Source organism: Niastella sp. sgz303648, from assembly GCF_059587045.1.
Genome location: NZ_JCAPSW010000009.1, coordinates 187,456 through 200,910, shown reverse-complemented (window position 1 = coordinate 200,910; position 13,455 = coordinate 187,456). Strand labels below are relative to the sequence as shown.

9 protein-coding genes are annotated in these 13,455 nt (G+C 43.9%); 2 read left to right on the top strand and 7 right to left on the bottom strand.

All coding sequences use genetic code 11. The annotated features are described in order from the left end of the window. Nucleotides 1-98: 98 nt before the first annotated feature. The 3 genes from AC59IL_RS25285 to AC59IL_RS25275 are packed head-to-tail and all read right to left on the bottom strand — an operon-like array spanning nucleotide 99 to nucleotide 4,828. Entirely contained in the window at nucleotides 99-2,171 is a 2,073-nt protein-coding gene (locus AC59IL_RS25285) for an alpha-amylase family protein (RefSeq protein ID WP_496554999.1), read from the bottom strand. A gap of 37 nt (nucleotides 2,172-2,208) precedes the next feature. Next, on the bottom strand, nucleotides 2,209-3,795 hold the full coding sequence (locus AC59IL_RS25280; protein ID WP_496554998.1) for a solute:sodium symporter family transporter: 1,587 nt from the start codon (nucleotides 3,793-3,795) through the stop codon (nucleotides 2,209-2,211). Between the two features lie 16 nt (nucleotides 3,796-3,811). Then, a complete protein-coding gene (locus tag AC59IL_RS25275) occupies nucleotides 3,812-4,828 on the bottom strand; it encodes a GntR family transcriptional regulator (RefSeq protein ID WP_496554997.1) in 1,017 nt (338 codons plus the stop codon). Between the two features lie 617 nt (nucleotides 4,829-5,445). Between AC59IL_RS25275 and AC59IL_RS25270 the strand changes: the two genes are divergently transcribed. Next, nucleotides 5,446-6,327, top strand: a complete 882-nt coding sequence (locus AC59IL_RS25270; RefSeq protein ID WP_496554996.1) for a hypothetical protein — start codon at nucleotides 5,446-5,448, stop codon at nucleotides 6,325-6,327. Between the two features lie 19 nt (nucleotides 6,328-6,346). Continuing rightward, nucleotides 6,347-7,426 (top strand): hypothetical protein, encoded by a 1,080-nt coding sequence (locus AC59IL_RS25265; protein WP_496554995.1) that lies wholly within the window; start codon nucleotides 6,347-6,349, stop codon nucleotides 7,424-7,426. A 101-nt stretch (nucleotides 7,427-7,527) separates the two neighbouring features. On the opposite strand, the gene AC59IL_RS25260 is transcribed toward AC59IL_RS25265, so the two are convergent. The 4 genes from AC59IL_RS25260 to AC59IL_RS25245 all read right to left on the bottom strand — a co-directional run bounded on the left by AC59IL_RS25260 (nucleotide 7,528) and on the right by AC59IL_RS25245 (nucleotide 13,442). After that, nucleotides 7,528-8,424 (bottom strand): SH3 domain-containing protein, encoded by an 897-nt coding sequence (locus AC59IL_RS25260; protein ID WP_496554994.1) that lies wholly within the window; start codon nucleotides 8,422-8,424, stop codon nucleotides 7,528-7,530. Next, complete coding sequence (locus tag AC59IL_RS25255) at nucleotides 8,384-8,536, bottom strand: hypothetical protein (RefSeq protein ID WP_496554993.1); 153 nt, start codon at nucleotides 8,534-8,536, stop codon at nucleotides 8,384-8,386. Before AC59IL_RS25255 ends, AC59IL_RS25260 begins: the two co-directional genes overlap by 41 nt. 299 nt (nucleotides 8,537-8,835) lie before the next feature. Next, nucleotides 8,836-12,147, bottom strand: coding sequence for a TonB-dependent receptor (locus AC59IL_RS25250; RefSeq protein ID WP_496554992.1), 3,312 nt, complete (start codon nucleotides 12,145-12,147; stop codon nucleotides 8,836-8,838). A 146-nt stretch (nucleotides 12,148-12,293) separates the two neighbouring features. Next, a complete protein-coding gene (locus AC59IL_RS25245) occupies nucleotides 12,294-13,442 on the bottom strand; it encodes a redoxin domain-containing protein (RefSeq protein ID WP_496554991.1) in 1,149 nt (382 codons plus the stop codon). Nucleotides 13,443-13,455: the final 13 nt, after the last annotated feature.

Here is a 13,455-nt window from a genome sequence, read left to right as displayed (position 1 = left end):
CAGAGCATAGTACAGGTTTGAACTTTGATCTGTACTATACTATCCTATACCACCACAAATATAGACTTATTTTTATTTGGCCAAAAAAATCGGGGATTTTATTCTTTCCCGGGCAGGGTAATACCATAAATCATTGCATCCGAAGGCGGAATAGTTAGTTGCAAATTTTCATACCAGTTAAGAGGCACACCGGAAAAAAGTTCTGTAGCCTGTACTTTTTTCCGGGTGGTGAATCCCAGTCTGGTTAATGGCAGCGCATATGTATGAGGGCTGTTACTATAATTAAATACGGCGAGGTACATTTTTTTGCCAACAGTTTTTACAAACAGCTCCACTGCTCTGTTGCCGGTATTCGCTTCAACAGGTCTGAAGCTATGGCCGGTCTTTATAACATTCAGCAAGGCTTTGTTTTGCAGCCAGCGTGCAGCCACCTGCGACCATGGACCCGCTTCCGCATAATCGTCGCCGGTAATCAATGTACCTGTTACAAGAGCCGCTGCCAGCCGTGCCCTGTTGGCGCCTTCGCTTTCCCGGTTGAACACAACGTGATCGGCATCTGTAAAATCATACAAATAGCTTTGCCACCAGCCATAGCCTGTGCTGTTTAATGTATATTCTGTGTTATCGATAGCACTGAATGCATCGCAGGCAATGCGACGCATATGTACATAGCGGGCCGTTGCCATAGTAGGTGAAATAGCTGCGTATACCAGCATGGAGTTGTTCAGTACACTGTCTACGCACTCCATACCAATTTTGAAAGCCTGCATACCGGTGGTTACGGCGGGGTCGTAAAAATGATCGCTTTCCAGAGCGCCATGACCGAGAAAGTCGATCTTGATCATTTCAAATCCTATTTTTTTCAAATGGTTCAGGCACCAGGCGATCCTTGCTTTTGTTGCGGGATACGTGCAATCCATGGCATAAGCGCCATCTACATCAACCGGTTTTCCGTTCTGCTTCAGCCATGCCTGCGCATAGGTATAATCCGAGCCTTCTATTTTTCGATCGTTCTTACCCCAATCGGCAAATGGCGCCCAGTAAATACCGGGCTTGAAATGTTTGCTTTTGCAATACTGAACAAAATCCTTCAGGGCGTTTACGTCGCCGTCTAATCCGCCCTTTATAAAATTGTCCCAAAAAGAATCGAGGTCAATAAACAAGGTACTATCGGCATTGCGGAAGCCTTTACACGAATCACTGAAAAAATTTATTACGCCTTTTGCCTTATCAGGAGAAATTTTGGTTTGCAAAACACCCCAGCTGTTCCATCCCATGGGGGTAGCTTTAGCCCAGGCAGCAATTACCGGTTTTTGCCATTGACGATTGATGGTGGCGTATTGCTCCATACCGCTTCGCCAGTCATCAAACATACCTATCATTATAAGCGGTGAACTACACAGGGTATCTCCTGTTGCTACGCGGCCATGGGCAATTTTGTCGTGTGTAATGATGCTATCGGCCAAACCACCAAAAGCAGTTAGCCATACGGTATGCATTTCATCAGCCTTCACTTTGATACCGGTTTTCCATACATCGTGCTCCACAGAGCCGATTACCAGTCCGTGGTAGTTATCATTACTGTATAAGGCCGTTACCTCACTCCCTGTATAATTTGCCTGCGATAGCGGTTGCGCATTATAACGCACCCACATATCGTTATCGAAGGGTACCGCCAATGCCCGGTTATCACCCGGTGAATCTATTAATACGCGGCCGCCGGTAAGCGGAGAAATATATGCAGCTGCAACATCTTTACCAATCACATTCACCCTTGTAAAAAAATAATTTTTACCAGGATAGATATAAAACAATTGTTGCAGACGCAGGCTCTTTCGCCCCCATTCGATCGTATGCAGGGTTCCTGTTCCATGGTTGTTATGGAACACAGAAGATGAATATTTTCCATGACCGCCACCGGCGCTTTCTATTTCAATTTTTCCTTTGTATGTGGCATAGGCGCCTGTAATAACCTGCCGCCCGTTGCATATCACATTATACTGCCCGGTTATTAAAGAATATTTTATCACGTTATTTTTTCCGAAGGAAATAGTTACCAGTGTATCTTTTTCATTAGCAGGTGTAGCTGTTAGTACGGAAGTTTTCAAACAAAGCCATATCAGGGAAAGAACAGTTACACATCGCTTGCTTAACAATGGCCTGAATTGCATGGTTGGGTGTTTTTATGGTGGTTACTTTAATTAGTTTTTACTGTGATATACCTGCTTTTGAAAACAGCACAAAGGCGGCGGCCATCAGTGCCAGCAACAGCCCGAAGAACCAATGGCGATTGCGCCAGGGCTTCAGGTTCACCACAGCCAGGTTTTTCGGTGTGTAAGGCGCTGCCATGGGCTTCCACCGGGCAATGGCCAGCATCAACATAACCGTTGCCACAAAAAGGATGGCCAGTACATGCAGGTAATGTACCGGTAAGTCAAACACCAGCTGGCTCAACGCGTAGGTGACAATAAAAAAAACAAGACCTGCAGTGGCAGCAGCTTCAGATACCTTTTTGGTTACAAAGCCTACGATCATTACCGTAAATACGGGTACACTGAAGAAACTCGATACTTTCTGAATATAATAATAGAACCCGCCATTGAAACGGCTGATGAACGGAGAAAAACACATGGCGATCACTGTAATGGATATCTGGAAAACCCTTGCCGCCCTGACCAGTTCGCGGTCGCCGGCCCGCTTTCGCCACTGTTTGTACAGGTTCATAATAAACAGGGTGCCCGAGCTGTTCAATGCTGCATTAAAAGTGCTGATGGCAGCCCCAAAAACCACGGCGGCTATGAAACCGGTTATTACGGGCGGCAGCACATCGCCTACGAGCTTTGGAAATACGGTGGCGGTGTTGGTTAGTTTCGGGTATACATGCACGGCAATCAATCCAGGCACGTTCAGGAACAGAGGCGCCAGCAATTTACCCAAACAGGCAAGGGATATACCTTTTTGTCCCTGCGACAAACTGCGCGCCGCCAGCGCCTGCTGCATAATGTATTGTTCCATGCCCCAGTAATACAGGTTAATGAGGAACATGCCGGTGAACAGGGTACTGAAAGGAATAGGATCATGTGACGCACCGATCGCATTGAGGTGTTCCTTTTTTGAAGCCAGTATGGTTTGAATGCCCTGTACAGCACTGCCATGCCCCAGGTAACGCAGCCCAAACACCAGCAGCAAAACCCCGCCAATGAGCAATGCCGCCCCCTGCACCAGGTCGCTAATGGTGATGGCCCTGAAACCGCCCAATACCGTATAACAGCAACCGACAATACCCACCAGCACCACCAGCAGCGAGATGGCAGCAAAATAAGAGATGCCCAATACTTCATCTACATGAAAAATGCCATTGAGCGCCACGGCGCTTCCATACAGTACCGTAGGTATCAGGCTTACTACATAACTGGCAAGGAAAAAGAGAGATACAAACTTTTTTAACCGGGGCCCGAATCGTTGTCCGAGGAAGTCGGGCGTTGTAATGGCGCCCATTTTCAGGTATACAGGCAAAAAAAATTCGGCTACAATGAGCATAGCCAGTACCGAGCTCATGCCCCACCCCATTACCGACATATCGTTGGTATATACGAACTCGTTTTCACCAATGAGCGTGTTACAGCTCATATTGGTCAAAAAAAGTGAAAAGCCTACCATCCAGAAACCCAGCGACCGGTTGCCCATAAAATAAGCAGCGGTGGTATTCAGGCGCATTTTCCTGGTATTAATAATGGCAATGGCAGCAACCAGGGCCAGGAAAAGCAAAAAGCAAAGGAATCCCGTGATGTTCATTGTGTATAGCAGCTCATCACAGCGATTTGCGCCGGATAAGGACTGTTGGAATAATTTCCTGTATCTTTTTTCGTGTTAGAACAAAATCAGCCGCCTTTTCGGCCATTAACTTAAAGTCGGTTGAGTAGGTGGTTATACCATCAAAGATCAGTTCTTTCACCACCTCATCGTTATGCGACAAAATGCCCACATCTTTGCCCGGTTTCAGTTTTTTCAGTTTGCAGTCTTTCAGCATGCTCCATAACTCGGTATTATTGATAGTAAAATATACTTTCCCTTTTTCGAGAGTGCCCGGGATATACTCGGTCCTGATTTCATGTTTTATTTTATGCGCTTTCACAAATGCTTTAAAAGCATGCAGTATCTCTATGGGGGTATCGGCAGCCGGGCGATGGTAATAGATCATGCCATTATAGTGTTTGATGGTATCACGCAGCTCTTCAAACACACGCCGGGATGATTTGTCAAACTCCTGCGCTATATAGGAATAATCGCCGGCGATCTTCTCGCACCGGTCGATCATCAGGAACTTATCCATCGGCAGGGTTTCCAGTATGCCCGCTATACGTTTATGCGGAATGGGCGCCACCACATACAGGCCATAGCGCCCGCGTATGTTCTGCACAATGCTTTCCAGCACATCGATATTATTATGGTGAAAGAAAACATCGATATGCACGCCTTTGCCCAGTTTTGAGCGAAACACTTTATAAAAGGTTTCCTGAAAGGCATCAAAAGCAAACAATACGAGGGCTACTTTCAGGTGTTGTTTTACATCGCAGTTCGCCACAAAAAAGCCTACCCGGTTCTTCGATTGCACGATACCGCGTTTTACCAGGTCTTTATAAGCCTTGGCAATGGTTTCGCGGGCAAAACCAAATTCGTTGATGAGGTTATTTACCGAGGGTAATGTATCGCCCTGCACGAGGGCTTTGTTCTGGATGGCGTTAAGGATGCCGTTCACGAGCTGCTCGTGCTTCGACAATCCGCTCACCCCTTCCATTTCGTAGATCTGCTTGTATACGTCATTCATATGGCTTATTATATGCTGAACGCTGAACGCTGAACGCTGAACGCCTAAAGCTGAACGCTAAACGCCCCCGACTGCGGTTCGTATTCCGCGTTGAGCGTTTTGCGTTCCGCGTTGAGCGTTTTGCGTTTTGCGTTCCGCATTTTGCATTCTGTCCTATTCTATACTAATCTATTGCCAAATGTATGGAAAAGAGGGGAAATTGCGCACCCAGGCCTATAAAAATGCCCCTGACCAGCCGAACCCTGAAACCGTTTATTTATAAAGAGCCGCCTGGCAATATCAGCATGGCAGGATCGCAGGCAAGAGAAACCGGGAACCATATTTATCCCAATTTTACTGCGGATGTTAAGATCGGCTATAGATTTTGGTAGCCAGAGTTGTATAATTGCCTTAGTAATTGCCTCATTTACTTCATCCCACCTGTATATCGATCATTAATATGTCACACATTAGCCAATATACCATCATGGCGAATGGGGATTATTCTTTTTAAATCGCTATAGCCGGTTTATTTCTTCATCGAAGTATTAATATCTGTAATATTTAAGTTTAATTGCGCGCGATTAATGCCTGTGTACCTATCAACAACAATCAATACACTCTAAATGATCCGTCAAATGAAATTGAAAATTGCGATTATCGCTATTGCTCTTGTTCCGTCCCTTGCTTTTGCTCAGAACTATGATGTAAAAAAAGGAAAGATATCTGTAGATAAAAATCTTATAGCTACTTATGATGGAAAGGGAAGCATTTTTAAACTCTTTGATCTTACCATTAGCTCGCCTGGTAAAAAACCATTAATTCAGATACAGGAAAAGTGGGTTGATTTTAAAAACCCCTTGTACAGGGATGGCATTCGCTGGGCCGAAATAACTTTCCTGGACAACGGCGGAAAAAAAATGAATTATCATTTCCTGAACGATGGCCGTTTAGTTGAAAGAGAACTGGTTGGCCTGTTATTTAAAGACAGCACCCCATCACTGGTACAGGGCGAAGCATTGAATGAACAGGTAGTTACTGATTTTGTAAAAGCGCATAATTATGATTTTATAGCCGACTCGTTGTCTATCCGCAAGTTTGAACAGGAAAACAAAGACAGGATTATGGAGCCGCTTGACCGTGATAAAAAACAATCGGTTTCGCTGAAGTTCGTGTCAAAAAGCACTACTGCAAGCGGCAGGGGCATTGAATACACCAACATATACGATATATTCCAGGATAATGTTTTATTAGGACAGGTTGAAAAAAAGACCATTCCTTCTGTGAACTTCGGTACAAAAGCTTTTTATATTGTATGGAAACGGGTAATTGCGCCCTATACATATGAAGGCAAAACCATGAAATCGGGTATACTGGCTTACCTCGAAACCGACAGCCCTACCTTTGATAATGAACTGGTGCTGATGACCGACAAAAGCATACTCAAATTTAAAACAACCGACCACACCAACGCAGAGTACCAGATTGTAAACCTTCTTATTGCGAACGGAAAATTATAAGCCTTTTTTATTAAACCCTATGTACAGAAGCTTACTGATAGCATTACTTGTAATGCTGCTATGCCGGCATGCAACAAGCCAACAACTGGTAAAAGTTGACTTTGACTATGTGAGCAGAAAGGTCATTTTTCCTCCGTTGATCCAACAATTAACAAAAGAGGATAAATATGCCGTGATTATGCCGAACAAATTAACCTATCATGCTACCCAAAATGATATTCTGCAAACAATATGGAACCCCTATACGGCTTTTATAAGTATAAAAGCGAAAGTTCACACAATACACCCGGATTATATATTCGAAATATCTACCGAAGGAGTCAGCAACCTCGCTCCGCAAACAGTTCGTTCCTTTAAAACCAAACGCAATGATGCGAACAATGTACCGCGTGAAGTAAAAGGGTTCGTACGTGATTACACCTGCAACTTTCCATGCAAACTAATCATTAAAAATAAAGACGGACAAATAACACGCACCATTGAAATTGCGGGTGAAAAAGAGGTGTTTACGGTAGCGATGCATAAAGATTTGCTGGCAGCAACCGATTTACCCGTTAACCCGTTCTATTCTGAATTATCATTAACCGACTACGAGTCATTTAATAAATCCGTAATCAACAGAAAGATAGAAGAAAAGATCGCTTCCCAGGTATTTAGCCGGGTATCGAAAACCATTTGTCATTTGTACAATAGTTATAACTCGTACAGGGAGATATACGGATTCGGTTTTGTTAAACCCAAAGACAGGCCATTTGATTATACCGATCTGGATAATGCAGTGGTTCAATACAAAACAGCGCTCGATTCAATGGACAACGGGAACATAGAAGCATGCTCGATGATTTGTGCAAAGGTTAAAGATGTTCTGGAAAAAGTATTGCAGAGCAACGAAGCGAGGGTCGACAAAAATGTAAAAGAAACTCTGTACTACAACCTGAGCCATCTAAATCTGCTGACGCAAAATTTTGATGAAGCGTGGAAATATTACCGGTTACTGTTGCAAAGCGGCTATGATGAAGACGCCCGAATGCCGTGGGAATTAAGGGCCAGAATCAATTTGCATGAAGCCTATTATAAGCTAAAGGCACAGATTCAATAGATCCCCTACTCCACTTTATTCAGCATAGATTGGTTAATTATAACGAGGCGGCCTCAAAAAGTAATTTTGAGGCCGCCTTTTTTATAAGAAGTATATAATGATTACATAGCAGCCTTCGTAATCGTTTCATTCACTCCATCCCACACATAAACAGCTCTTTTTTTCTCAGTGATCTTCCAGATGACATTGCCTTTTTTGTCTGTTTTATCTGTGCCTTCTCCATTACTCATATTCCAGATAACCGTATCGGGTTGGCCATTCTTTTCAACAGGGAAGGTAAACGTTTCTTCGTGGTAGTAAAGATCAGCATCCGCCACATTCATTTTATCGGGGAAGCGTATCAGCTGGTTATTCTTTGTAAAGGCGAAATAATATTCGCATAAAGGTATGGCGCAGGCTTCACCGCCAAAAGAAATCACCACCATGTTCTGCACGTTGGTAAGTCCCATGCCGCTCATTACCTTGCTAAAGCTGAATTTGGCGCCTTCATCGTCATAGGTAATCAGCGATGTTTTTGCCAGTATATTGCCATTTTGCACCACTTTCAGCTTTACAAGATATCGCCCTATGGTGTCTTTAACTTTACCCCTTAAGTGAATGCTGTCGGCCCGGCGTTCAATGGCATATATGAATTTAATATCTCCCCGGCGCAAGGGCACGCAACTTACCAGGCCCTGCCAGATATAACCATTCTTTGGCGTTCCGTTTTTTGAGTAGCCTATTTTCAGCCAGGGCCCTCTGAGGCCACGTATAGTGAGGCCATTATGCGTAATTGCTGTGATAGAAACATTGTCGCCCGCGAACAGTGTGTCGATGGGCGCCTGCTTTGTGTCGGGTGTGCTGCGAATCAATGCCGTATCGGCAAAAATATAGCGTTCGGTAGTATCGCCGTCATCGAGCATCCAGCTGCGCATATCGGGAAATTCAAAGCCATTTTCATCCTGTGCGGATACGAATTTACTCAGGGCGATAAAGAGGATCAGGGTTAATTTTTTCATGGGATACAAAAATAAGCAGGAAATTATCACTTTGTACACTTAAAGCGCCGGAAAAGCCTGCTAAATCATCCATAGTTCTTCGCAGCAGGGCCAGCTTACGGGCTTGAGCCATTTGCTTTTTAAATCCAAAATTATAGCAACACCTATGGTTAAATGGTCTGAGAATGATAGGCACCAGGTAAGTTTTAACTGCGTAATATATCTGTAAGAATACCCTATTAAATACGTTTAATTGACGGAGATGGTACGGTGATAGTACGGAGATGGTACGGAGTTAAGTCAGTTAAAATATTGAACATGTATCAATAAGGAATAAAGGAGCAGCAAAGAGGTAGCTTAGAGGCTTCGAACGGATAATAAAAAAGCCCCCGGCACTTTCACCGAAGGCTTCCTGAAAAACGATATGCTTTATTAGTAGTTGTATTTAATCCCAATCTGCCCCTGCCAGCGGCTGTTAATGGGATCAACCGTATAATAATGCCCGCCTAAACCGGATGGCTTATTGAATGTAAATGTGGGAATGTAACCCGATGAAGGTTTACCAACTGCAACTGTTGTACCTGCAATCGGGTTGCCATTGGCATCAACTGAATAACCAACAAAGTTCAGTACGTTCACTGTATAGTTGTTTACGTTTGTTACGAACGTAATGTGCCCCCATTCGTTATTCAGCAGATTCAATACATTAAATACATCAAGACTTATCTGTAATGTGTGTTGTTTATTTGTTTTGCTTAACCTAAACTCATGCATCAGCTTCATATCCAGCTCATGGTTCCAGGGTGTACGTAAAGCATTCCGCTCAGCATATTGCCCTCTTCGCGTTTTTAAATATTTATCATGCTCTATCAGATTATTCAGATCTTCCCACTGCTGTGCCGCTGTATAGGTTCCTTTATCAACCAAACGTATATCATTCTGATCTTTGGGTATGTAAGGCAAATTGGCATTGGCTGCATTACCAAAAGGATTGCCACCTGAATTATATACCAGCGTATAAGGACTGCCCGACTGGCCTGAATAAAAGAAGGCGAGCGAAGAAGTCTGCGTGGCGCTCCAGTTCATGAAGGTTTCCATAGTAGCTACAATGCGATGGCGCAGATCGAAATTTGAATAAGCCAGCTGCGGATTATTGGGAACAATTGCCGGGTTTACTTCAAAGTTCGACTGGAACGAGTTGCGAATACCATTGCTGATGTCTTTACTTACCCCATAGGTATAAGCTGCGCTCCAGTTCACATTCAGCGAACCATTACCCATGAAAAACGGACTGTATACTTTACTTAATTGCGCAGTTAGATTATAGCGGTATCCTTCTTTGGTATTGGTAAGCAAATACACGTTGGAGTACTGGCTGTTCAGCTTGCCCCCTACGTATACAGGCGATTCAACCGGACCGGTTGTATAATATTCAACCTGGTCTTTAATATTGATCTGCTGAAACTTCACATCGTATAGCGTTTTGGTATACATGGCGTCTAAAGTAAGTTTATATCCCTGGCCGAATCTGACATCAGCAGCAATGTTTGTTCGTATTATGCGCGGAAGCTTAAAGTGGTTATCAATTACATCCACTTCACGGGTACCGGCCGCATTGGCGCTTGCCAGCGCGTGTGCATTAATGGTATCTTTTAAATACAGCGGATTAATAGCTAAAGGAATAGTGGTATTGCCATTAATCGTATTGGTTTTTGAAGGTTTGAAGTCGATGTTATTATAAACACCACCGGTTAATGTTTCGGCATACCCTAACCAGGCAAAGGGCATTCTGCCTGCAAAAATACCGGCGCTGCCTCTTATGATCAGTTTCTGGTTACCGTTTACATCCCAGTTATATCCTATGCGGGGCGACAATACAGGAGTTCCCAGCCATTTATTGTTAAGATCAATAAAGGCGGTAGCATTGTAGGTTGTATTCAATGTATTGCTGTTAGCTGTAGCAAAATCTTTATCTGCCGGTATGCTTTTATTCAGTACCGGATAATCCAAACGCAAACCGGGTGTGATTTTAAAGTTGCGGCTGAAGGTAATTTCATCCTGTGTATACGCACTTAGCAACGCCACCTTGAATGGATTTGGCGGATCGTTGTACAATGCATCTCTGTCGTTCGGAAATTTTGGATCAATGGTATAAGCTCCGCGAATACGGCCCGGCTGGTCGGCCAGAAAGCTGTTGAGGTTGGCATATTCCCAGCGGCCATTCCATGAGTTGATAAATCCATAGGTAAGATTATAGAACTCGTTGTGGGTACCAATCGTAAATTTACTGATGCCTTTGGTGATCGTAACGTTATCGGTAATTTCAAAAGTTTGTTGCTTCATATTGTATATAGAAGCTTCGCGCCAGGTACCTGCCCACACAGCGCCGCCGCCAATATCCATAAAGGGCGATAAGGTTCCGGGAAAATCTCTGTACTCATGTACATTAATATAGCTAACATTAAACTGGTTATTAACGTTATTACCCATTTTGCTTTTTAATTCAGCAACCAGGTTCACATTTTTGGTATACTGGGTAAAATCGGTTGACCCAAACTGAAAGTTGGTACTGGTACGCTCGAGGTTATTGCCCCACCCTTTTGTTAAGATACCGCGAATGGTAAGTGTGTTTTTGGAATTGATATTAAAATCAAAACGGGCAAATAATTTATCGCTGCCGGTAAATATTTTATAAGCGCCCAGATAAGAGCCGGCGTCGTAATTGTATTTTGATTTCAGCTGGTTGTAAATCGCAGTAGCATCGGCAACAGTAACTGCCGAACCGGGATCGCCTGCATTGTAAAAAGTAGGTTCCTGACGGCGTGTTTGTTCAAAGTTTACAATAAAGAACGCTTTGTTTTTAATAATGGGGCCGCCGATGGTAGCTCCATACTGATAATCATAAAAATCAGAACCGATCTTTGATTTTTGTCCGTCAACACTTTTTCCCATCAGAATCTGGTTGCGTCCAAATCCATATACCGAACCATGAAATTCATTAGTGCCGCTTTTGGTAACGGCATTTACGCTGCCACCGGTGAAATTGCCCAGCTTTACATCGTAAGGGGCCAGTTGCACCTGCACTTCCTGCATAACATCCAAACTATATGGGTTGGTTCGTGTGCCTGCACCGGCAGCGCCCGACTGGCCGCCACCGCTTACACCACCGAAAGAATTACTGAACCCAATGGCGTCGTTATTAATGGCGCCATCGATAGTAAGGTTATTATAACGGAAATTGGTACCTGCGTACGAGTTGTTGTTTGCCTGTGGCTCGAGGCGTGTAAAATCTGCAAGGTTTCGGCTCAGTGTAGGTAAAGTGGTTAACTGCGACCTTTTAACTAATAAAGAAGTAGGAAGACTTCTGCGTCCGCCGGTAGTGACCACTACTTCGGTCAGGGCATCCATCTCGGGGTCCAATGCTATATCGCCTGCTGCATTGTTACCAAGCGATAGATTAATGTTGCTGATCGTAGCATTTTTGTAGCCTAAAGAAGAAACGATGATGGTATACGGACTACCGGGTTTTAAGTTGGGTAAGGTAAAAATGCCTTTGCTGTTGGTTCGTGTGCCGGCGCTATAACCGGTTGGCTCATGTTTAACAACAACGGATGCACCTGCTATTGCACCTCCTTTCGGATCTGTTACCGTGCCATTTAAGGTAGCCGTGGTTTCCTGTGCATACGATGCCGTACAGGCAGCAACCGGCAAACAATATAAAAAGAGTTTCAGTTTTCGCAGCATGGATTAAATTTTTTTTGCAAGCTACAAGGGTATGCCTGCACGGGAGTTAAGCGAATATTAAAACACCGTTATCAGATCGTTAAGCTGCGTACGTTATACTCAATACATATGTTCGCCGGTTGCAAATATCGTTGCACTTGTTCTACTTAATTACCAAACAACTCTTCCAGCTTTTTATCCAAAGCTTCCCCGCGCAAATTTTTGTCAATGATTTTTCCGGCGGGATCAATTAAAAAGTTTTGGGGTATGGCTCTGATTAAATATTGTTTGGCCACTGCATTATTCCAGAATTGCAGATCAGATACCTGTGTCCATTCAAGACTATCCTGTTTAATGGCTGCCAGCCACGCATCTTTATTACCGGGCCGGTCAAGCGAAACACCCACCACCGTAAAGTTTTTATCTCTGTATTTATTATAAGCCTTCACCACATTGGGATTTTCCTTGCGGCAGGGGCCGCACCACGATGCCCAGAAATCGAGCAACACATATTTGCCTTTAAAATCTGATAGTTTTACCGGCTTATCATTTATATCGTTCTGAATAAAGTCGGGCGCCGGGGCGCCTATGCCAATGCCCTTCTCCGCTTCCAGTATGTTAGCAAATGTTTGTGCCCGTTTAACGGTCTGCACCCGAGAGGAAAGACTTTTTAAAAGAGAATCTGTTTTAACAGCATCCATATTATCACCAGACACTTCTATCAATGCATCGAGACTTACATACGAATCAGGATGCTGCTGAATATAAGCATACTTGAGTTTTTCTCTTTCTTTCAGGGCCTTGTTGGCTGTTGTCATCAGGGTGTTCACGAATGCGGCATCTTTCTTTGTTGCATCAGGCGTCGCTACAAAAACTTCATCGAGCGAATCGATGATCTTTTGCGATGGCACTAACACGATTGCTTTGTACCGGGCATATTCTTTATTGATTGCTGCACCTGTAACCGTGGCCTGCTTTACATTGTCTGTTCCTGTAACCTGTATATCCGCTTTTTCGAGGTACACGCCCAGTATATCGGCCTTCCGGTCGATATGCAGCCCCGCCCCTGTATGATCGAGCACCAGCAAGGCTTTAACAGGCTCGGTAATAGTTCCTGAAAACAACCAATTGCCATTTTTACCAATGGCAGAGTCCGTTACATCGTTATCATTCTGCCGGTAAACGAGCCAGGCTTTCACATCATTTTTTAGTTTAGATAATTTTACCGTTACACTAAATGGTACACTTTGGGCGCTGCCCAATAAAGGTATCAGCGCCAGCGCTGCTAACATGCTTTTTTTCAATGGAGATTTCATTTTTAAGTCAAAC

Bases quoted from the DNA above. Each gene is read 5' to 3' on its own strand.
- AC59IL_RS25245 (WP_496554991.1), bottom strand. From the start codon at position 13,442: ATGAAATCTCCATTGAAAAAAAGCATGTTAGCAGCGCTGGCGCTGATA.
- AC59IL_RS25265 (WP_496554995.1), top strand. From the start codon at position 6,347: ATGTACAGAAGCTTACTGATAGCATTACTTGTAATGCTGCTATGCCGG.
- AC59IL_RS25280 (WP_496554998.1), bottom strand. From the start codon at position 3,795: ATGAACATCACGGGATTCCTTTGCTTTTTGCTTTTCCTGGCCCTGGTT.
- AC59IL_RS25250 (WP_496554992.1), bottom strand. From the start codon at position 12,147: ATGCTGCGAAAACTGAAACTCTTTTTATATTGTTTGCCGGTTGCTGCC.
- AC59IL_RS25260 (WP_496554994.1), bottom strand. From the start codon at position 8,424: ATGAAAAAATTAACCCTGATCCTCTTTATCGCCCTGAGTAAATTCGTA.
- AC59IL_RS25285 (WP_496554999.1), bottom strand. From the start codon at position 2,171: ATGCAATTCAGGCCATTGTTAAGCAAGCGATGTGTAACTGTTCTTTCC.
- AC59IL_RS25275 (WP_496554997.1), bottom strand. From the start codon at position 4,828: ATGAATGACGTATACAAGCAGATCTACGAAATGGAAGGGGTGAGCGGA.
- AC59IL_RS25255 (WP_496554993.1), bottom strand. From the start codon at position 8,536: ATGGCTCAAGCCCGTAAGCTGGCCCTGCTGCGAAGAACTATGGATGAT.
- AC59IL_RS25270 (WP_496554996.1), top strand. From the start codon at position 5,446: ATGAAATTGAAAATTGCGATTATCGCTATTGCTCTTGTTCCGTCCCTT.